This window comes from Geoalkalibacter sp., from assembly GCF_030604225.1.
In the GTDB taxonomy this organism is placed as follows: Bacteria; Desulfobacterota; Desulfuromonadia; order Desulfuromonadales; family Geoalkalibacteraceae; genus Geoalkalibacter.
This window is the reverse complement of sequence record NZ_JAUVWH010000055.1, coordinates 1-19,180: the sequence shown is the minus strand read 5'-3', so window position 1 is coordinate 19,180 and position 19,180 is coordinate 1. Positions and strand designations below refer to the sequence as shown.

16 protein-coding genes are annotated in these 19,180 nt (G+C 66.3%); 3 read left to right on the top strand and 13 right to left on the bottom strand.

The window, feature by feature from the left end:
* The 4 genes from QAT43_RS07895 to QAT43_RS07880 form a co-directional block, all read right to left on the bottom strand.
* On the bottom strand, positions 1-845 hold an 845-nt coding region (locus tag QAT43_RS07895), incomplete at its 3' end, for an acetate uptake transporter (protein WP_305042512.1).
* Between the two features lie 245 nt (positions 846-1,090).
* Positions 1,091-2,467: a sigma-54-dependent transcriptional regulator gene (locus QAT43_RS07890; RefSeq protein WP_305042511.1), complete on the bottom strand. Its 1,377-nt coding sequence runs from the start codon at positions 2,465-2,467 to the stop codon at positions 1,091-1,093.
* A complete protein-coding gene (locus QAT43_RS07885) occupies positions 2,464-4,449 on the bottom strand; it encodes a cache domain-containing protein (RefSeq protein WP_305042510.1) in 1,986 nt (661 codons plus the stop codon). The genes QAT43_RS07890 and QAT43_RS07885 overlap by 4 nt, the downstream gene beginning before the upstream one ends.
* A gap of 42 nt (positions 4,450-4,491) precedes the next feature.
* Positions 4,492-5,961: a malonyl-CoA decarboxylase gene (locus QAT43_RS07880; protein ID WP_305042509.1), complete on the bottom strand. Its 1,470-nt coding sequence runs from the start codon at positions 5,959-5,961 to the stop codon at positions 4,492-4,494.
* Between the two features lie 288 nt (positions 5,962-6,249).
* Here QAT43_RS07880 and QAT43_RS07875 point away from each other — a divergent pair, with 288 nt between their 5' ends.
* The 3 genes from QAT43_RS07875 (at position 6,250) to ccsB (ending at position 9,040) form a co-directional block, all read left to right on the top strand.
* Positions 6,250-6,645, top strand: coding sequence for a hypothetical protein (locus QAT43_RS07875; RefSeq protein ID WP_305042508.1), 396 nt, complete (start codon positions 6,250-6,252; stop codon positions 6,643-6,645).
* Between the two features lie 127 nt (positions 6,646-6,772).
* Entirely contained in the window at positions 6,773-8,143 is a 1,371-nt protein-coding gene (resB, locus tag QAT43_RS07870; protein WP_305042507.1) for a cytochrome c biogenesis protein ResB, read from the top strand.
* 33 nt (positions 8,144-8,176) lie between these two features.
* Complete coding sequence (ccsB, locus tag QAT43_RS07865; protein WP_305042506.1) at positions 8,177-9,040, top strand: c-type cytochrome biogenesis protein CcsB; 864 nt, start codon at positions 8,177-8,179, stop codon at positions 9,038-9,040.
* Positions 9,041-9,131: 91 nt separating this feature from the next.
* Here ccsB and QAT43_RS07860 read toward each other — a convergent pair whose 3' ends face one another.
* From QAT43_RS07860 to QAT43_RS07820, 9 genes are all read right to left on the bottom strand, one after another.
* On the bottom strand, positions 9,132-10,757 hold the full coding sequence (locus tag QAT43_RS07860) for an aldehyde dehydrogenase family protein (RefSeq protein ID WP_442900223.1): 1,626 nt from the start codon (positions 10,755-10,757) through the stop codon (positions 9,132-9,134).
* Positions 10,754-11,869 (bottom strand): hypothetical protein, encoded by a 1,116-nt coding sequence (locus QAT43_RS07855; protein WP_305042504.1) that lies wholly within the window; start codon positions 11,867-11,869, stop codon positions 10,754-10,756. The genes QAT43_RS07860 and QAT43_RS07855 overlap by 4 nt, the downstream gene beginning before the upstream one ends.
* Positions 11,870-11,908: 39 nt before the next feature.
* Positions 11,909-12,283: a hypothetical protein gene (locus tag QAT43_RS07850; RefSeq protein ID WP_305042503.1), complete on the bottom strand. Its 375-nt coding sequence runs from the start codon at positions 12,281-12,283 to the stop codon at positions 11,909-11,911.
* A gap of 111 nt (positions 12,284-12,394) precedes the next feature.
* Positions 12,395-13,519: an alpha/beta hydrolase family protein gene (locus tag QAT43_RS07845; protein WP_305042502.1), complete on the bottom strand. Its 1,125-nt coding sequence runs from the start codon at positions 13,517-13,519 to the stop codon at positions 12,395-12,397.
* Positions 13,520-13,539: 20 nt separating this feature from the next.
* Complete coding sequence (locus tag QAT43_RS07840) at positions 13,540-14,757, bottom strand: efflux RND transporter periplasmic adaptor subunit (RefSeq protein ID WP_305042501.1); 1,218 nt, start codon at positions 14,755-14,757, stop codon at positions 13,540-13,542.
* 105 nt (positions 14,758-14,862) lie between these two features.
* Positions 14,863-17,226, bottom strand: a complete 2,364-nt coding sequence (locus QAT43_RS07835; protein ID WP_305042500.1) for an ABC transporter permease — start codon at positions 17,224-17,226, stop codon at positions 14,863-14,865.
* Positions 17,223-17,882, bottom strand: a complete 660-nt coding sequence (locus QAT43_RS07830; RefSeq protein ID WP_442900224.1) for an ABC transporter ATP-binding protein — start codon at positions 17,880-17,882, stop codon at positions 17,223-17,225. Before QAT43_RS07830 ends, QAT43_RS07835 begins: the two co-directional genes overlap by 4 nt.
* Positions 17,883-18,083: 201 nt before the next feature.
* Complete coding sequence (locus QAT43_RS07825) at positions 18,084-18,428, bottom strand: DUF3024 domain-containing protein (protein WP_305042498.1); 345 nt, start codon at positions 18,426-18,428, stop codon at positions 18,084-18,086.
* 29 nt (positions 18,429-18,457) lie between these two features.
* A partial coding sequence (locus QAT43_RS07820; RefSeq protein WP_305042497.1) for a PLP-dependent cysteine synthase family protein occupies positions 18,458-19,180 on the bottom strand: 723 nt, incomplete at its 5' end.

Below are 19,180 nucleotides of genomic sequence, written 5' to 3'. Positions count from 1 at the left end.
TAGACGTCGTTGAGAACCTGGGCGCAGCCGGAGTAGAGGGCCAGGATCCCGGTGAGCAGTCCTTGCCAACCGGCCAGGCTGGCCAGCGCCGGCACGCCGCCGGCCGCGCTCAGGGCCAGCAGAAACAAAAACAGGCTGAAGTTGGCGAAAATCAGTGGCAGCAGCCGCCCCAACCGCAGGGAGCCGCCGCAGAGCACGGCGCTGAACAATCCCCACAAGGTGAGAAAGGCCGCCAGGGACAAGGTGGAGGGAAGTTCGCCGATGCCGGCGCGGGGCAAGGCCAGCACGCCCACCAAGGCCAGCCAGAACAGGCCGAGGGCGCAAAAGGCGGTGGCGGCAAAGGTATGATGGCGGCGCCATTCCAAAACCCCGGCGATGATCTGCGCCAGTCCGCCGTAGAACAGGCCCAGGGCGATCATCATGGCGTCCAGGGGCAGCAGGGCGGCCTGCTGAATGCCAAGCAGAACCAGGGTCATGCCCCAGCCCAGCAAGCCCAGGGGCGCGGGGGAAGCGGTCGTCACGCGCTCTCCCGCGGCAAGAGGCAAAGCCGCGACGACGGAACCTCCCCGGGCCGCCAGGGCAGGAAACTGTTGCTCCTCGGCGGGCGGAACCTCCGCCCGGCGCGCGGCCAGGCGCACCGCCTCGCGCGCCGTGCCCGCCGCGGTGGCGGACGGCGCCTGGTCGGGATAGCGCGCGGCCAGCTGCTGATACCGGCCGCATTCCCCGTGGTGGGCCCGGCAATGCCGAATGATCTGGTGCACATCGGAGGGGGAGATATACCCGCACCCGACATCGCACCAGTCCTCGTTCACGCCGAAAAAGGGACAGATGTTCTCATCCGTCATGCCCACACCACTTTCCCCAGCGAAACCATCCGTCATCCCGGTCGAAGGAGCCGAAGCCTTCGCATGCCGCGGCCTTCACCAGCAAGACAGCAAGAGACATTCCATCTCGTCCGGGCCTCGGCGAAAACAGAAATTCCCATGGAATTTAGATAAGTTGAACGGGGGATGAAGTAGGCGGCGAAAGCGCGGGATTCGCAGATCTGCAAGAAAGCCGCGCGGCCATTCGCAGATCTGCGAGGCGGGTTTCAGAGATAATCGTCCTTGCGCAGATCGTACTTCTTGAGCTTGCGGTAGATGGTGGCCATGTTCATGCCCGCGCGCCGCGCCGCGGCCTCGACGTTGCCCTGGGTCTTGCGCAGCAGTTCCTTGAGGTAGCCGACCTCGAAATCGGCCAGGGCGCTGGTGTAGTCGCTGTCGTCGGCGCGCTCAACGGGCCCCGCGTCCTCGATCTCAATGAACTGGGCGAGCACCGGCAGGGTGATGAACTCGCCGTCCTCCATGGCCACCGCCGCCTCGATGACGTTGCGTAGCTGGCGCACGTTGCCCGGCCAGGAAAACTCAGTCGCCGCCTCCAGGGCCTCGGCGGAGAGCCCCTTGATGTGGGTGGCGAATTTCTCGTTCTGCTGGTGGATGAAATGGTCGATGAGCAGGGGAATGTCGGCCTTGCGCTCGCGCAGGGCGGGCAGGTGGATGTTGACCACGTTGAGGCGATAGTAGAGATCCTCGCGGAAGCCGCCCTGCTTGACCCCCTCGCGCAAGTCGGCGTTGGTCGCCGAGAGGATGCGCACATTGACCTTGGTCGGCGCGGTGTCGCCGATGCGGCGAAATTCCTGCTCCTGCAAAAAGCGCAGCAAGGTCTTTTGCACATTCATGGGCAGATTGCCCACTTCGTCAAGAAACAGGGTGCCGCCGTCGGCGGCCTTGAGCAGGCCCTCGCGATCCTCGGCGGCGCCGGTGAAGGCGCCCTTCTTGTAGCCGAACAGCTCGCTTTCCAGCACCGACTCGGGCAGGGCGCCGCAGTTGATGGCGACGAAACGCTTATCCTTGCGCGGCGAGTTGTAGTGCACCGCCTGGGCGATGAGTTCCTTGCCGGTGCCCGACTCGCCGGTAATGAGGATCGAGGTGTCGCGGATGGCGAGCTTTTCCACCTTGTCGAGCACCGCATGCAGCTTCTGCGAGGTGCCGATGATGTTGTCGAAGCGAAAGCGCCCGGCGATCTCCTCGCGCAGGCTCTGGTTCTCGCTGCTCAGCTCGGTCTGGCGCAGGGCGTTTTTCACGCGGAACAGCAGTTCGTCGGGCTCGAAGGGCTTGGTGACCATGTCGTAGGCGCCGCGGCGCATGGCCTGGATGGACATCTCGACGGTGGCATGGGCGGTGATGATGATCACCGGGATGCCCGGATCCTTGTCCTTGACCCGCTGCAGCACCTCGATGCCGGTCATCTCCGGCATGCGGATGTCGGTAATCACCAGGTCGTAGCGCCCGGCGGCGAAATCGGCCATGGCCGCCACCGGGCGGTTGAAGGCGCGCACCGCGTAGCCCTCGTCGCCCAGCACCGCCTCAAGCATGCGACACAGGCCCTCTTCGTCGTCGATGAGAAGAATTTTCGGTTTTCGCGTCATGGTGCCTCGTCCTCCTGAGCGGTGTCCTCGCCCACCGGCAGGCGCACCAGGACGCAGGTGCCGCGCCCCGGAACGCTGTCGATGCGGATTTCGCCGTGGTGCAGCTCGATGATCTGGCGGGTGATGGCCAGCCCCAGGCCGGTGCCTCGCGGCCGGGTGGTGAAAAAGGGCTCGAAGATCTTTTCCTGGTATTCGGGGGGAATGCCGCAGCCCGTATCGGCGAAGCGCAGCTCGACGAAGCCGTCGGCGGCCAGGGCGGTCCCGACCACCAGCTCCCCGCCGTCGGGCATGGCGGCGCCGGCGTTGAGGATCAGATTGATGGCCACCTGGCGGATCTGGTCGCCGTCGAGGCGCACCGGCGGCAATTGGGCGGCAAAGTCCTTGTGCACCCGCACCTGATGCATGTCGGTGTGGTTGGCGGCGAAATCGACGATCTGGTCGAGGAGCTGGTTGAGGTCCGTCTCCTCCAAGGCGGGTTTGGGCGTGCGCGCGTAATTGAGCAGATCCTGGACGATCTTCTTGCAGCGCTTGCTCTCCCGCTTGATCTCGTGCACGTACTTGAACTTGGGATCGTCGGGATCGAGCTTGCCTTCGAGGTAGGCCGCGTAGCCCAGGATCACGCCGAGGGGATTGTTGATCTCATGGGCCACACCCGAGGAGAGCACCCCCAGGGACGCCATCTTGCCCTGCTGGGACAGGCTCGCCTCCATTTCCTGGTTGCGCTTCATGATCTCGGTCATGCGGTTGAAGGTCGCGGCCAGCTCGCCCAGCTCATCCTGGCTGTCGACCTCCATCTTGGCGTCGAGGCGGCCCTGCTTGACGCGGCGGATCACCTCGATCATGTGATGGATGGGATTGGTGAGCACCTGCGCGGCGACGAACACCATGAGAATGGCGACGGCGCCGACGAAAAAGGTGATGACGAACAGGCTGCCGAGGATCCGGGTCTTGATGAGCTTGGCCTCCTCGAAGAACTCATCCTCGTAGGAGCCCACCGCCACGATCCAGTCCCAGGGCTTGAAGTAGAGGTAGCGCACGATCTTCATGCGCGGCAGCGGGTCGTCGGCGCCGCGCCAGGGATAGCGGATCCAGCCATTCTTGCTCCGGATCATCTCGCGGATGAACAAATTACCGGTGAAATCCGTGCGCTCGACGATGTTGCGACCCTCGTCCTCGGGATGGATGTGCAGGGTGCCGGCGGAATCCATGCAGTAGATGTAGCCCGTGTGGCCGACCTTCTTGCTCTGGATTTTCTGCTTGAGCTCGGCGAAGGAGCGCCGCTCGAAGGCGAGATCCTCGTAGGTTTCCTCCAGGTAGCCGGTGGCGGCGATGATCCAGTCCCATTCGGGAAAGTAGCGGTAGGCGGCGAGTTTCTGGCGCGAGGCCTGATCGCCGAGCATCTCGTTGCGCCAGGGATAGATGATGAACAGCGTCTGCCCGGGCGCGGCGCGCAGGGCGGCTTGGCACATGGTGCGGATGAAATAGCGGCCGTCCTGGTCCTGCTCATTGTAGATGTTGTCGCCCTCGCGCGCCGGATGGGCGGTCAGCTCGCCCTTGCTGGTCATGGCGAAGATATAGCCGCTCTGGCCGATGCTCACCTGCTTGAGGGCGCGCGACGCTTCGCTGCGCGCCCGGCTCAGGCTCACCTCGCCGCTCAGGTACTGGTGATGGTGGGACTCCACCAGGCTGTAGGCCAGATCGGTGAGGGTGCGCAGCTCGTTGCGCACCGCCTGGCGCTTGTCTTCCTTGTACACCTGGAACTGCTTGTGGTGGGCGTCGAGCAGATCCAGGGTGAAGCGCGCCATGTGGTCGAGGTCGGCCTTGCTCGCCTGGGTAATGCCGCGATAGGCCTGCTGATAGCTGATGTAGCCGATCACCCCGCCGACCACGAAAATCGGCAGCACCACCAGGGGCAGCACCACCACCAGCATCTTCCAGCGCAGCTTGAGGTTTTGGACGAAATTGAAGACAAGCCCATGCATGTGGCGTTCATTCCCGCAAGAGGGCCAACGGCCGATGGCGGATTAACCGCGTCCCTTCCACAGACGGCGCAGGGAACTGGTCTTGTCGCCGGCCAGGGCTTCGATCTGCGCGCGCAGACGGCGCGATAGCACGATGCGCTTTTCCGCGGCGAAGGCTTCGTGGTTTTTTTCTATCTCCTCCAGGGCATAGAGATAGTTGACCATCAGGCCGCAGGCTTGACGCAGGCCCTTGGGCGAGATGTCGCCCAGCCAGTTGAGCCGCTCGATGCGCGCGCCGTTGCCGAGATGAAAGCGCTCCACGGGATCAAGGGGAAAACCGTCGGCGCGCCGCTCGTGGAAATAGTGCAGGCACAGCGCCTCCAGGGGCTCGCGTAGGGACTGCGCCAATGCCTCATCCTCCCACCAGCCGACGGCACCAAGCACCGCGGCCAGTTCGGCCGGGGTTTCGAGAACCTTGGCCGCCTGCTCCAGGCTGGTGCGCAGTCGCTGGATCAGGGGTGCCTCGCCGGCCTGCGCAAGCTGCTTGCCCAACCACCCGCCGAAACCGGGGATGGGCGAAAGGGTGGCGAAGTTTTTCAGGTTGGGTAGGTCGTGGCGCAGGTCATCGACCACCTGCTTGATGAGAAAGTGGCCGAAGCTGATGCCGCGCAAGCCTTGCTGGGCATTGGAGATGGAATAGAAGATGGCGGTGTCGGCCTCGCGGGGATCGGCGATCGGGGCCTGGGGATCGAGCAGTTCCTGAATGCTTGCCGACATCCCCGTGACCAGGGCCACCTCGATGAAAATCAGCGGCTCGTCGGGCATGGCCGGATGAAAGAAGGCATAGCAGCGCCGGTCCGATTCGAGGCGATTGCGCAGATCCTCCCAGGAATGAATTTCGTGCACCGCCTCGTAGGCGATGAGTTTTTCCAGCAGGGCCGCCGGCGACTCCCAGGTGATGCGGCGCAGGGCGAGAAAGCCGATATCGAACCAGGTGGCCAGCAGCTGCCGCAGCTCCCGATCCAGGCTTTGCAGGCGGGCATCCTCGCCGACCCATGCGAGCAGATCGGCGCGCAGGTCGATGAGAAACTTGACCCCCTGGGGCAGGGCGTTGAATTTGCCGAGCAGACGCAGGCGCGGCGATTCCAGGGCGGCGCGCAACTGCTCCTCGGCGCGCAGGTAGGCGGCATCGTCGGCCGCTTCGCACAAGGCCGAAGCCGTTTGGCAGAGCCCCTTGCGGTCCGCCGGAAAATCATGGGCGAGAATTTCCAGGTAGCGCCGTCGGCCCGTCGGGTTGAGCCCCAGATAGAGCCGACCCAGACGCGCCGCGCGCCCCAGGGCCGACACCTCGCCGCCGCGCGCGGCGAGGCACTGCCGGATCAGTTCACGCAGCCGCTGCGCATCCTCCGGCGGCAGCGCGGGATCGAGTTCCAGCTTGTCATCCTCGAAAAAGGGGGCGGCCATGCCGCGCCACAGACGGTTGAGATTGTCGAGGGCCTCGCGAAAAACCTGAGCGGCTGGCACGTTGCGCATCCTCCTGAATCCAGGGAACAGGGCCGGGTCGGCATCATCCTTGCTTGCTTTACTTAGGCAGGACCCGGGCTCGGCAAGAAGTCATCATACCGACAGCCCTTCATGAAAACAAGGATCATGTATACGTTGATTTTTTCCGAAAACAGGCGACAAAACATTTCCAACCGGGTTATAATTCCGCCCATCTGTGCCTGCAACGGACCGTTGCCGGACCAATTGGGGGGTGGCGATTTTTCCCCGGCTGGTCTATAGTCGCCGAGAATTTTCCTTGCCATCGAGGTTTTTTTCTTGAAGAACCGCGCGCCTTGGGCGCTGACCGTTTATTTCGGCTTTTTCCTGCTGCTGCTGGTGTGGGGGCGTCTGCCCGAGGAACCCTCGCCCTGTGCCAATGCCGGCCTGCGCATGCTCGGCTCCACCAGCTACCAGAGCATCGCCGAGCGCTTGCCGAACCCCTTCTGCCCGGCCTGCAACGACCCGCGTCAGGGCGCGGGAACCGCGGCGGTTCCCCTGTCCGTCTCCAGCGGCACGCCTTGCCCCGACGGCAAGAACACCAGCGTGTTTCATACCGCCTTCCTGCCCCGCCCGAGTTTCGCGAATCACGGCGCCGGCAGCCGCATTCATCCCTTCCCGCCCCTGCCCGATGCGCGTCTCGCCTCCTTGCGCACCGTGGTGCTGCTGAATTGAGACTTGCCCCCGCGATCGCGTCTTTCCGAACAGTCCGCCGCATCGGCCCTGTCATCTCTCCCCTGGGGGCGGCCAGTTGCCGCGTCTGTTCTTGTTCCCTGTCCATTTATTTCCGGAGAAGACAATCTTGACTACCAATAAGCGCTCATTTCTGGACGCCCTCTGGGACTTCTGCTGCTCCCTCAAGCTGACCCTCTTCACCCTCATCATGCTGGCGGCGACCTCGGTGATCGGCACCGTCATCCAGCAAGGCCGCTCCCCCGAGGAATATCTGCGCGTCTACGGCGAGAACACCTATCGCATCTTCGAAAAGCTCGGCTTTTTCGACATGTACCATTCCTGGTGGTTTCTCGGCCTGCTGGCGCTGTTCGCCGTCAACCTCATCGCCTGCTCCATCAAGCGCTTGCCGCGGGTGTGGAAGACAGTGCGCAATCCGGTGCTGGCGCCCGACGACGGTCTCTACCGCACCCTCTCCAACATGGAGGAGATGGTCAGCAAGCAGAGCCCCGAGAGCCTCAGGGGCAAGATCGCCGAGTATCTCAAAACCAACTTCGCTCCCGCCCGCGTCACCGAAGCCGACGGCAAGGTGCATTTCTACGCCGAAAAGATGGCCTGGGCACGCTTTGGGGTCTATGTCACCCACGCCTCGATTCTGATCGTTTTCATCGGCGCCATCATCGGCAATGTGTTCGGCTACAAGGCCTACGTCAATATCGTCGAGGGCACCGAAACCAGTCGCGTGTGGAAGCGCGGCGGCAGCCAGCCCACGCCCATCGACCTGGGCTTCACGGTACGCTGCGACAAGTTCTCCGTCACCTACTACGAGGGCACCATGCGGCCCAAGCTCTACAAGAGCCTGATTACCGTCATCGACAACGGCGTTGAGGTGAAAAAGGATCGTGAGGTCATCGTCAACGATCCCCTCAAGTACAAGGGCATCGTCTTCTACCAGTCGAGCTACGGCCCGGCGGGCGACCCGAGTTTCGTGCTCAGCGTCACCGAGCGCGCCACGGGGCAAAACCAGACCTACAACCTGCGCCAGGGCCAGCCGGGGCGCCTGGCCAACGGCCTGCCGTTCCGCGTCGCCAACTTCGCCGAGAACTTCCAGAACTTCGGGCCGGCGGTACGCATCGAAGTAATGCCCCCCGGCGAGCCGGTACGCGCCTTCACCGTGCTCAAAAACTTCCCCCAGTTCGACGCCCAGCGCGGCGACGACTTTATCTTCTCCCTGGATGATTTCCAGCAACTCCAGTACACCGGCCTGCAGGTGGCCAAGGATCCCGGCGTCTGGGTCGTGTGGATCGGCTGCATCCTGATGATGGTCGGCTCGATCATCGCCTTCTTCATGTCCCATCGCCGCGTCTGGATCACCCTGGTACCCCTCGACGGCGGCAAGACCGGCATCAAGCTGGGCGCCGCCGCGCATCGCAACCAGGCGGCGTTCGAAATGTACTTTGACGATTTCAAGAAAAACCTCAAGCAGGAACTCAATTCCTGACGGTCCCTTTTCCCGCTGCGGAGGAAACACACCATGTTCAGTGACCAGATTTTCAACTACACGACCCTCGCCTACTTCATCGCGATGGTTCTGTTCATCTCCTTCATCGCCACCAAGAGCAAGAACGTCGGCCTCGGCGGCAACATCGCCGCCTGGATCGGCTTCGGCCTCAACACCCTGGCCATCGGCTGGCGCTGGTACGAGTCGAAGAGCCTCGGCTACGGCCACGCGCCCCTCTCCAACCTCTACGAGTCGGTGGTCTTCTTCGCCTGGTCGATCCTGCTCATCTACCTGCTCATGGACATCAAGTACAAGCAGCGCGCCCTGGGCGCCTTCGTCATGCCCTTTGCCGTGCTCGGCATGGCCTGGGCGCAGATGATGCCCGACCACAGCAAGTCCATCCAGCCCCTGGTGCCCGCCTTGCAGAGCAACTGGCTGACCTACCACGTCATCACCTGCTTCATCGGCTACGCCGGGTTTGCCATCGCCTGCGGCGCCTCCATCATGTACCTGATCAAGGTCGGCAAGGAGGAAAAAAGCGGCGGCGCCAACACTCCGGCGGGCGGCATTATGTCCATGTTCCCCAGCACCCGGATTCTCGACGACATCAACTACAAGGCGATCATGATCGGCTGGCCCATGCTGACCCTGGGCATCGTCACCGGCGCCGCCTGGGCCAACTACGCCTGGGGCACCTACTGGAGCTGGGATCCCAAGGAAACCTGGAGCCTTATCGTGTGGTTCATCTACGCCGCCTTCCTCCACGCGCGCTTCACCCGCGGCTGGGTCGGTCGCAAGGCCGCCTGGCTGTCCATCATCGGCTTCGGCGCCACCCTGTTCTGCTACCTGGGCGTCAACCTGGTGCTTTCGGGTCTGCACTCCTACGGCGGTGGGTAAGCTCATCGCGCAGCGCTGAAAAAAACGGCCGGTTCGGAATCCTCCGAACCGGCCGTTTTTTGTCATTTGTCATTTGTCATTGGTTGTTGGCTCAACCTTCGGCTTCTGGGGCAAGAAAGGTTGAACGTCCGGAGGTGCTCAGGGACTTAAGCAGGGCGCGGTCCTCGCGGCCGTCGCGCATCGCCACCAGGGCGGGGTGGGAAAAGGCGTCAAGGGCCTCGCGGACCGCCAGGGTGCCCACCGCCGAGTCCTTGCGCCCGGTGAAGGGCAGACAGTCGGGGCCGCGCTGGCATTTGCAGTTGAGGTTGACCCGCGCCACGCGATTGACCAGGCTGTCGATGAGCGGCGCCAGTGCGGCTTCGTCGCGGCCGAACAGACTGATCTGCTGGGCGTAATCCGAGTCGCGCAGGAATTGGTCGATGGTCGCGAAGTCGGCGAAGGGCACGACCGGCACCAAGGGGCCGAACTGCTCCTCGTGAAACAGGCGCATGGCCGGGGTCACGGGCGCGACCAGGGCCGGGCGGAAAAAGGAGCCCAGCGCGGAGCCTCCGCCGGGATTGAGGATGCGCGCCCCCTGCGCCAGAGCGTCGTCAAGCAGGGCACGCAAATAGCCGGGACGCTCGGGTTCGGCCAGGGGCGTGATCCACACCCCCTTGTCCCAGGGCATGCCCTGGCGGATGCGGCCCAGGGCGGCGAGAAACTGGTCGAGAAAGGCGTCGCGCAGCGATTCATGGACAAAGAGAATCTTGAGCGCCGTGCAGCGCTGCCCGTTGAAGGCCAGACTGCCGAGCAGACATTCGCGCACCGCCCGCTCCAGATCGGCGCCCGGCAGCACCACGGCGGCGTTTTTCGCGCCCAGGCCGAGGACCGGCGTCAGGCGCAGGGGCCGCGGGTGGGCGCGCACCAGGCGCTCGGCCACCGCGCCCGAGCCGATGAAGGCCAGCACGTCGATGCGTCCCGTGGCCATCAGCGGCTCCAGCAGTTCCTCGCCCTCGCCGTAAATGACATTGACCACGCCGGGCGGCAGAAGCTCGCGAAACAGGCCGAGCAGGGGGCGAAACAGCAGAACGCCGATTTTCGGCGGTTTGAGCAGCACCGTGTTGCCCATGGCCAGGGCCGGCAGCAAGGTGGCGAAGGCTTCGTTCAGAGGATAGTTGAAGGGTCCCAGGCACAGCACCACGCCCCGGGGCGCGCGCCCGCGCCGGGCGGCGATGCCTTCGGCGGTCACCGGAACGGCGTCTTCGCCGCGGCGCCGTTCGAGATCGGCCAGGGTTTCATCGAAATAGTTGAGGGTGCGCTCGAATTCGCCCTCGGCCTCCGCGAGGCTCTTGCCCACCTCCCACACCAGCAGCGGCACGATGTCGCCGCGCCGCTCGGCCAGGCCCGCGCGCAGCGCCTGCAGAACCTGGCGACGAGCGGCGATGCCGAGGGTCGGCCAGGGGCCGCGCCCTTCGTCGAACGCCGCGCGCGCGGCGGCGAGGGCGTCTAGGGCCGCCGCCAGATCCAGACGCGGCACCCGACCCAACAGACGCGGCCGCAGTTGGTTGCCGCGGCGCACCGGCAGGGGCGAAAAAACCTCCTGCAGCGGCCCGTCCCAGACGTGCAGCTGCCCGCCGACCAGATAGTCGCGCTGGTCCTCGACGGGCGGCGCGGGGCAGAAAGCCGGCAGATTCTGCTCTTCAGGGAAAATTTCGATCATCGTCGCGCCTTCGGTCATTCAGGGAGACTCACCGAAAAAAGCCCCGGTGCGCCGCCGGCCCAAGCCGCCAGTTGGTCGGCGGCCACTCGATCGCCATCACCGGGCAGGGTTTCCGCGGGCGCGGGCTCCTGAAGCAGCGCGTCCAGATCCTCCCCCCAGTCCCCGCTCAACAGCTTGGCATTGCTGATGGGCCGCGAGCGCGCATAGCGCCGCAGGCCGTCAATCAACAGCGCCTGCTCGCGGAATTCACCGCGCGAGGTGTAAAGCACGGCCGTGTCGTTGGCGATGGCTTCGGAGACGATGCCGTAACCGGGCTTGGTCACCACCACGTCGGCCGCCCCCACCAGGCTCGGATAGGCCAGGGCGCCGGGCGCGAGACAAATGAGGTTGTCCCCCGGCGCCGCGAGCCCCGCCTCGGTGACGAACACCCAGTCGCGCAACCGCGCGAGGGCGGAAAAATCAAAATCGGCCAGACCAAAGCCGCCGAAGGAAATCAGCGCCAGCCGCCGATCCGGGGCGACGCCCAGATAGCGGCGCACTTCCTCGGCGCTGCGTTGAGCGCGGCGCGCCACCAGGGGCAGATCCGCGCAGGGAACCCCGGCGGGAAAGGTCCCGGCAAAGGGCAGCCGCAGAAAGGCTGTGGCCCGGCGGTAGTCGTCGCGCACCGCGGCCAGGACATCGGCGAAGTCGCCGTGCCGTGCGATTAGATCCTCGTAGATCCAGTCCCAGGTAAAATTGGCGACGCCCACCCCCGCGATGCCCGCGGCTGCCGCGACGGCGAAGGCGAGGGGCGCGATGTCGGCGACCACCAGGGTGACGCCCGCCGCGCGCAGGGACGCCGTCTCCTCGGCGAGCAGCGCCTCGCGCTCCGCGAGCAGCCGGCGATAAGCGCGCAGGGTGGCGCCTTCGTCCATATGCAGGCTGTCGCGCTGCAGAACACCGATATCCAGCCGCCGCGCCCGCACCGGCACGCTCGCGTCGAGAAAGCCCGCGAAAAACCAGGGATGGGCGTCGGACACCACCTCGACGGCCACCTCGGCATGGCGCCGCCGCAGGGTGTTGATGATCTGGCAGGAGCGGCTGGCATGGCCCAGGCCATGGCCGCTGATGTAATAGCGAATTTTTGGCATAGCGGGGGACTATAGCACAGCGGAAGGATTCGCGACAGCTCAGGAATGCACAGTGGGCTCGCGCAGGCGTTCCAGGGCCTGCTCATGGGTCATCTCGAAGCCGTCCTCATCGATCAGGCGCACCGGCTTGGCGCAGGTGGCGCAAAAAAAAGCGCCGAACCGGATGGGAATGCGCTCCAGCTGATCGCCCTGGCGTTCGAACTTGAGCCCCTCGCGCATTTGCCAGTCGCCGAGCAGATGTCGGCAACGGGGACAATGGGGCCGCAACTTGCGATCCCAGAGAATCTGGAAAAAGCGCCTGAAGCGCCGCCGCCGCCAGCGGGTCACCAGGCCCCAAGTGGAGAGCGCGACCAGGCCCGGCGCCACGACGGCACCGGCAAGCAACCAGGGAGAGGGATTGGACCAAGGGTTCATCGAGGATTCGCGCACCTGAGTTCTGTCGTCACGCGGCGACGGGCAGGCCGCGTGCGGAGCAAAAAATATCCCAGGGGCGGGGATGCTGTCAAACGGGAAAATCGCCTTCGATCAAGCCCCAGCGTCCCTTTCCCGGAGCAGGGTCACCACCGCGCGCCACATGCGCCAGGAGCCCACCAACCCCGGCGTCACATCGACGTGCATGAGGCCGCGCACCAGAAACAGCTCGGCCTGGTCGGGACGCAGGGCCGCCTTGAGATTGCGGCTTTCCGTGTAGGGGATGATGGGATCGTCGAGGCCGTGCACCAGGATCAACCGGGCGCGCAGCCGGCCCAGATCCTTGTCGGCCAGATCGAGGGCCGCGATCTCCCGCCGCAGGAATTCGGGCAGGCCGTCGATCAACTCCGGCGCCCGCTCGCGGTCGGTGTTGACGATGAAGCGATAGAGCGCCGCGCCCTCGGCCGTGAGGCCCGCGGCCAGATCCTCGATGGGCGCGGCCGGATCGGCCTTGCGCCGCTGCGCCATGGCGGCCAGGCGGGTGCGGTCGCCGGGTTCGGCAAGGCGATGCAGATTGCCTTCGATGAACACCCATTTCCCGTAGAGATTGGGCGCGCGCTGACGCCAGGCATCACCATCGCGAAACCAGCCCGTGGTGAAAAAGGTCATCACCGCGCGCAGGTCGTAATAGCCGCCGACGCCCACGACAAAATCGACCTCCTCGGCCGGCGCCGGCTGCATGGCGGCGATGAGGGTCGGCCCCACGGCGTAGCTGAAGGCCATCATGCCGAAGCGCTCGTGCGGCACCAGATCGGAGCGACCGCGAAACCAGCGAAAGGCCGCCGCGATCTCGTCGGCGTTTTCCCCGCGCACTTCCAGCAGGCGGATGCTTTCCAGATCGGGCACCAGCACGACGAAGCGCGCCCGCGCCAGGGAGCGGGCGAAGGCCATGAGACGCGGATCGTCCTTGCCCGCCTCGGCGGCGCCGGGCACCAGCAGGATACCGGCGGCGGGAGCGCTGCCCGGCAGGTAGAGATCGCCGCCGATGAAACCGCCGGAAATGGGAAAGCGCAACTTTAAGCGCTCGGGTTCGAGGCTTGCGGCCTTGAGGCGGCTCGGTCCGTCCCCGGAAGCCACATCGCCGAGCAGCAACAAGGCTTCATAGCCGCGGCGCGGCGAGCAGGCGAGCATGAGGGTCACCACCAGCAGCAGAAGGATCGATCGCAGAAAAACAGACATGAACATCAGTATACCAGGCCCTATCGCGCTGCGATGCCATCGCGGCCCGGACGGGGGCGCACCCGCCGACCGTCCTCCAACTGCCGGTCGGGATGCAGAATGACCCGCGCGCCGGACGCAACCCCCTCGCGCACCTCGGCGAAGCGCCCGCCGCGCTCACCGACCTCCACCTCGCGCAGCCGCGCGCGGCTTTCCTCGACGACAAACAGCGCCCAGCCCTCGCCGTGGCGAAACAGGGCGCTGAGGGGCACCCGCAGGGTCTCCTGCGTCTCCCAGAGGATGAAGCGGGCATTGACCCGGTAAGCGTCACCGAGGCGCGCCCAGCGCTGCGCCGGCGCAATGAAATCGGCGATGACCAAAACCCGCTGCTCCTCCACGCCCAGGGCGGACACCTTGGTGAAGCCGCCCGGCTCCACGCGCCGCACGCGGCCCTCCAGGGGCTCGGCCTCGCCCCAGCGCTCGAACAGGACTTTCATGCCCGGCGCGATGCGCACGGCATCGGCGGACAAGACATCCACCTCGACTTCCAGCAGGGCGGGGTCGCCGATATCCAGAATGGGTTCGCCCGCCGCCACCACCCGCGCGCTCTCAAAGAAGCGCCGCAGCACCCGGCCGGAAACCGGGGCCGCAAGCGCGACCACGCCGCTCGCCGCCGGATCCTGGCCGCCGCTGAAGGCCAGGGCGGTGCGCGCGGCGGCCAGTTCATGGCGGGCACCGGCCACGCGCGCCTCGGCCGCCCGCCGCAGAGCTTGTGCCGCGGCGGCGTTTGCCGCGGCGGCCTCGACCTCGTTGAGCGCCACCAACCGCTGCTCACCCAGGGTGCGCATGCGCCCATGCTCCGCCTCGGCGAACAAGGCGGCGGCCAGCGCCGCTTCTCCTTCGCGCCGCGCCGCCTCCAACGCCGCGGTCGCGGCCTCCACCCGCGCCTCGGCCGCCTTGATGGTGCGCACGTCGAGCACCGGCGCCGCCTGGGCATCGAGCACCGCGACGATCTGCCCGGCTTCCACCGGGTCGCCCGGCTCCAGGGCGATGCGCCGCACCTGCCCGGCCAGGGGCGCGGACACCCGATAAGCATGCATGACGCGGGTGCGCCCTTCCTCCTCGATGGTGCGCGCCATGGGGCCGCGGCTCACCGCCTCCGTATCGACCAGCAACGGCTGCGGCCGAAATCCGAGAAACAGCAGCAGGGCAACGCCGGCCACGAGCAATCCATAAACCACATAACGACGCAAGCCCATGACTCCTTCCTCTTTACCTTCGTCCTTCGCGACCCTTCCTCCGCGCTGCCCGCCGGCCGCGCGAAACGTCGCGGCTGCCTGCCGGCCTACAGCTGTCCGCGGTTCTCACTCGCGGGTCTTGAGCACCGCCACCAGATCGAGGTGCTGCAGCCGCCGGTGCACGATCAACCCGGAAACCACCGCCGAGGCCGCCACCACCAGGGCGGCGAAGGCATAGGTCGCGGGCTCCAGCACCAGGGGCACGCGATAGAAATCCGAGCGCATGCCGAGGGTCAGATACCAGCACAAAAAGCGCCCGACGACGAATCCCAGGGGAATGCCGGCGAGGGTGAGCAGGGTCAGTTCCCCCAGCAGGATGGCACTCACCTCGCCGCGCCGCAGGCCCAGCACCCGCAGGCTCGCCAGTTCGCGGCTACGCTCGGAAAGGGCGATGCGCGCGCTGTTGTAGACCACCCCGAAGGCGATGCTCGCGGCGAGCAGGGTGCTGATGAAGCTGAACACCAGCACCGTCCGGTCAAGAGTTTCGTAAAAACTGCGCATGGCGGCCAGGCGGTCGCCGATGGCCGCCACGCGCGGACTCTCCCGCAGCCTCGCGACCACTCCGTCACGCGCCCCCGGCTCCAGGGCGAGCAGCGCGCCGGAGAGGGCCTGGCCCTCGCCGAGCAGGCGATCCAGGGTCTCCAGATCCATGTAGGCGGCCACGCCCACGTATTCGCTGACCAACCCTTCCACCCACAGCTCAAGGCTGCGCCGACGCCCCTCCAGGATCTCCACCTGAATGCGCCCGCCGGGCTCGACGGCGAGAATCTCGGCGAGAAAATCCGTCAGCACCACCCCCTGCCGGGGCGGCGCGAGCACTTGCAGCCGCGCGTCGAGCACCCGCTGCAGATCGCCGTCGGGCAGGATTCCCTGCAGGCTGGTGCGAAAGCGGCGATGGCCGTGACGCACCTCGACGGCGGCGCTGCGCAGCGGCTCCACCTGACGCACGCCCGGCAGCGCCGCCAACTCGTGCAGGACGCGACGCGAGGTGGGCTCGACGAAGCTGACCGCCAAATCATAACGCTGCGCGAGGGTAAACTGCACCGCCAGCATGTATGTCACCGCGCCTTGCTGAAAGGTGCCGACGGTCAGGATCGCGCAGGACAGGGCGATGCCGACCACCGAGAGCAGGGCCTTGAGCGGCCGCCGCTCGAATTCGCGCAGAATCATGCGCAGCGGCTGGCTCAGATAGGGTTGCAGCCCGAAACGCTCGACCAGGGTGGGCCGAAAATGGGCGGGCGGTTCGGGGCGCATGGCTTCGGCGGGCGGCAGGCACACCGCGCGGCGCACCGCGCCCAGGGTGCCGAGCAGCGCCGCGCCCAGGGTCACCAGGGCGGCGATCGCCAGCTCGCGGGGCCCAAGGCGAAAATCGAGCAGGGGGAAGCGAAAATAATCCATGTAGAGCCGCGTCAGGGCCTGGCCGAAGACATACCCGCCGCCGATCCCCAAGAGCAGCCCGCCGGCCGTCATCCACAGCACCAGTTGCGCGTAATGTCCCCCCACCGCCGGATTGCCGTAACCAAAGGCCTTGAGGATCGCGATCTGGTCGCGCTGGGTGGCGATGAGACGCGCCGTGACCACATGCAGCAAAAACGCCGCCACGCCGAGAAAAATCACGGGAAACACCCGCGCCATGGTGGCCAGTTGGGCGAATTCGGCCTCCAGGTAGTTGTGGGAGGTCTGATCGGCGCGGCCGATGGCGCCGGTGCTGCCGTAGGGCGTCAGCAGGCGGTCAAGGGCGGCGAGCACCTCGCCTTGCCGGGCGTCGGGCTCCAGGGTCAGCACCAGGCTGTTGAAGGCGCCCTCCATGTCCAAGGCCGCCTCCAGGGGCGCGCGGTTCATCCACACCAGGGCGTAGCGCAACGGATCGGGAAAGAGATCGCCGGGCTTGAGCTGATAAACATGCTCGGGGCTCAACCCAATGCCGACGATGCGCAGTTCCTGGCGTCGGCCGTTGATGACCGCCGTCAGGGCATCGCCGGGGCGCAGGCCGTGGGCCTCGGCGAAGGGCTCCGAAATCACCGCCTCGGCGTCGCGCCCCGCCTCGGGCAGCCGCCCCAGACGCAGAAACAGCCGGTTGAGCTCGGCGTTGCGACCATCGGGCAGAGACGTCAGCAACGCGGTCGCCGGATCGCCGAAACCCTCCACCTCCAGGCGCGCCGCGGCCACCACGCGGCTTTCCACCTCCCGCACCCCGCCAAGGGCCGCCACCCGCGGGAGCAGATCCCGCGGGGCGCGCTTGAGGCTGGCGAACACCTCGGCAAAACGGTAGTCGCGGTAATAGGCATCGCGGCCGGCGCGCAGGGCATCGAGGGTCGCCAGGGACATCACCAGGGTCGCCACGCCGCCGGCGATCACCACGGCGATGGCCAGGGCCTGGCTGCGCAACTGCCAGAGCTCGCGCCACAGTTTGCGCTGCAGCGCCCTCACCAGTGCAGCTCCCGCGCCGGACAGCGCTCGGCGTTGCGCTCGATTTTGCCGATGCGCCCGTCGCTCAGGTGAATTATGCGATGGGCCATGCGGGCGATGTCGGCGTTGTGGGTGATGACCACGGTGGTGGTGCCCAGCTCGGCATTGATGCGCTCGAGCACCTCCAGCACCACCACGCCGGTGCGCGAATCCAGCGCCCCGGTGGGTTCATCGCAGAGCAGCACCTCGGGACGCTTGGCGATGGCGCGGGCGATGGCCACGCGCTGCTGCTCGCCGCCGGAGAGCTGCGCGGGAAAATGATCGAGGCGCTCGCCCAGCCCCACCAGCGCCAGGGCCTCCTCCGGCGTCATGGGATGACGGGCGATGTCGGTGACGATGGCGACATTTTCCCGCGCCGTGAGGCTCGGAATCAGATTGTAGAACTGAAAAACAAAGCCCACGGCATGCCGCCGGAATTCCGTCAACTCAGCCTCGCCGGCCCGGACCAGGTCACGGCCGCCGCAGAGCACCCGTCCCGCCGTGGGAGCATCGAGGCCGCCGAGAATGTTGAGCAGGGTCGACTTGCCGCTGCCCGAGGGCCCCAGCAGCACGACGAATTCGCCGCGATACAGATCCAGATCGACCCCGCGCAGGGCGGCCACCTCCACCTCGCCCATGGGATAGATCTTGGTCAGGCCCTCGGCGTGAAACACCACCTCGGCGCGATCCGGCGACACTCCAGACACGGCCTTCTCCTCGACGCGGCGCGAATTCTGGGCCACAGCGTCCGGCGCTCCCCGGATCGGGACCGCCGGGAGCGCGACCCGGCCCGGCCAAGCCCCGGGCGGCATGGCTTCCTTGCAAGTATAGCCGGGAAATTACTGCCAGAAGGAATGAAAGGGGTCGTCGTCGAGGGCTTGCAGGAGGCGTTTGAGATTCAAGGTGGGGCCGGCGTTGAGGTAGAGACTCCAGGCATCGCGGGCCACGGGGTAATGCAGGGACCACTGGTTGAGGTCGGGCTGGTAGCGAAACTGGGCGATGCGGCGTCCGCTCCAGCCGGAAGGGTTGGACAGGGTGATGCGTTCCTCGAACAGCGTGACACTGTCCCCGTCGATGCGGAAACTCACCCGCACCTCGTTGCGAAAACAAGGTGGAACCTTGCCTTCGCAGTAGCGGGCGAATTCCTTTTCCGCGCTCTTGCGCAGCAGTTCGGGCAGTTCCATGGGTCGGCCTCCGCGGGTTCGCCGGGCGCTCAGGGCAGGCACTTCGCGCAGCGCGGACGAAACAGGGTGGTGCTCAGATAGCGATCGCCGCGATCGGGCAGCAGGGTCACGATGGTGCCGGCCTCCAGGTCGGCGGCCGCGCGCAGGGCGCCGACCACCGCCGCGCCGCCCGACATCCCGGCCAGGATGCCTTCCTTGAGGGCCAGCTGCCGGGCCATCTCAAAGGCGTCCTCGTCCTCCACGTTGATTTTGCGGTCGAGACGCCCTTCGTCGTAAATCTCGGGCACGATGGCTTCGCGCATGTTCTTGAGGCCCTGCACCTTGTGGCCGAGCATGGGTTCGACCCCGACGATGCGCGCCTTGGCCTTATGCTCGTGCAGGAAGCGTCCGGTGCCCATGAGCGTGCCCGAGGTGCCCATCCCCGCGACGAACACATCCACGGCCCCGCCGGTCTGCCGCCAGATCTCCGGCCCGGTGGTTTCGTAGTGGGCCAGCACGTTGTTGGGATTGGCGTACTGGTTGGGCATGTAGTAGCGCTCGGGATCCTCGGCGAGAATCCGGTGGGCGAGGCGGATGGCGCCGTCGGTGCCCTCCTCGGCGGGCGAGAGCACCAGCTCGGCGCCGAAGGCTTCGAGAATCTGGCGCCGCTCCATGCTCACGCAGGCCGGCATGACCAGCTTGATGCGGTAGGCGCGGGCCGCGGCGATCATCGCCAGGGCGATGCCGGTGTTGCCCGAGGTCGGTTCGAGAAT